The sequence below is a fragment of the Kitasatospora putterlickiae genome (assembly GCF_039527695.1).
GTDB lineage: Bacteria > Actinomycetota > Actinomycetes > Streptomycetales > Streptomycetaceae > Kitasatospora > Kitasatospora putterlickiae.
The window spans coordinates 46,286-47,786 of the sequence record NZ_BAAAKJ010000131.1; the positions used below are offsets into that span (position 1 = coordinate 46,286).

Here is a 1,501-nt window from a genome sequence, read left to right on the forward strand (position 1 = left end):
AGCTCGGCGGGCGCGTCCGCGCGGGGCGCGGGGGCGGGCCGTCGGGCCGGGAGCATCCGGGCCGTGAGGGCGTAGCCGACGCCGCAGGCGATCGCCACGAGGGGGGTCGGCAGCACCGTGTCGGGCAGGCCGAGGAAGGCGAGGGCGCCGAGTGCCGTCCAGGCGAGGGCGAGGACGTTCACGCCGCCGGTGTAGCGGTAGGGGCCGTGGGGGTCGAAGAGGGCCGGTACGTCGATGCGGCCCCGCTTGATGACGAGGTAGTCGGCCAGGATCACGCCGACGAGGGGGGCGAAGACGTTGCCCATCGCCGACATGGAGCCGTTGAACCCGTCGATGAGCGCGGGGAAGGCGGCCAGTGCCGTGCCCGCCGCGGCGACCACCATGGTCGACCAGAAGCGCCCCAGCCGGGTGGCGAGGTTCGCCAGCGCCAGGCCGCCCGTGTAGACGTTCAGCACGTTGACCGTCCAGTTGTCCAGGAGGAGCACGATCAGGACGAGTACCAGCGTGACCGGGCCGACGCCGAGGCCGGGGATCACCTCGAAGGCGTTGGCCGTCTCCCCGAGGGTCGCGGCGGCGGCGTAGGCGCCGAAGAAGGCGGATCCGGCCGTTCCGAGCAGCGCGGCGGCCATGGTGCCGGCCCACATGTCCTTGCGGGACCTGGAGTAGCGGCAGTAGTCGGCCGCGTCCGTCACCTGGCTGAACCACGCCGCCGCGACGGCGTTCACCCAGACCGCGAACACCGCCCACTTCCACCCGGCCGAACCGGAGTAGGAGAACACCTCGCTCGGCGCGAAGCCCGGCGCCTGGTGGTTGGCGAGCAGCCAGAAGAGGTACCCGAGGATCACGAGCTTGACCGGGAAGGCCACCTTCGACAGCCACTTGAGGGATCCGTACCCGGAGAGGGCGACGGATGCCTGGAGCACCGCGAAGACGAGGCTGACGGCGATGAGCGGCGGCTTCACCCCGAGCCACGCGTCCAGCACGGCCAGGATGCCCATGGCGCCGGCCAGGGTCTGGAAGGCGAACCAGAAGGCCGAGCTGACGGCGCGCAGCAGGGAGACCAGCCAGCGGGAGGCCGCGATGCCGAGGAACGCCCGCGTCGACACGATCCCGGGCAGGCCGTAGTCGACGCCGACGGTGGCCATCACGGTGTAGGCGCAGAAGGCGATGAGGATGCCCAGCACCTGGGCGGTGATCGCGGCCCAGAACGAGAGTCCCGAGACCACCGCGAGTCCGCCGATGAGGATCAGGCCGGGGTTGAGCATCACGTTGATGATGATCTGGAACAGGTCGAACCAGCGCACGGTCCGCTGTTCGTCCGGTACGGGTTCGATGCCGTGCCGCTCCACTCCCTTCGGCTGGCGGTAGGCCTCGGGTGAGCCGTCTTCGGGGCTTCGTGTGCCGGGTACGTCAGTGCGCATGAGCGGGCCTCTGGTCTGGGCGTGGGGAGGGACGGCGAAGCGCCGGGGGGGGACGCCTCGCGGGTGGGGGTTCTCCTCGG

At 71.3% G+C, this 1,501-nt stretch carries 1 protein-coding gene; it reads right to left on the reverse strand.

All coding sequences use genetic code 11. The annotated features are described in order from the left end of the window. The coding region (locus ABD308_RS13745) for a purine-cytosine permease family protein (RefSeq protein ID WP_344333188.1) at positions 1-1,421 on the reverse strand (1,421 nt) is incomplete at its 3' end. Positions 1,422-1,501: the final 80 nt, after the last annotated feature.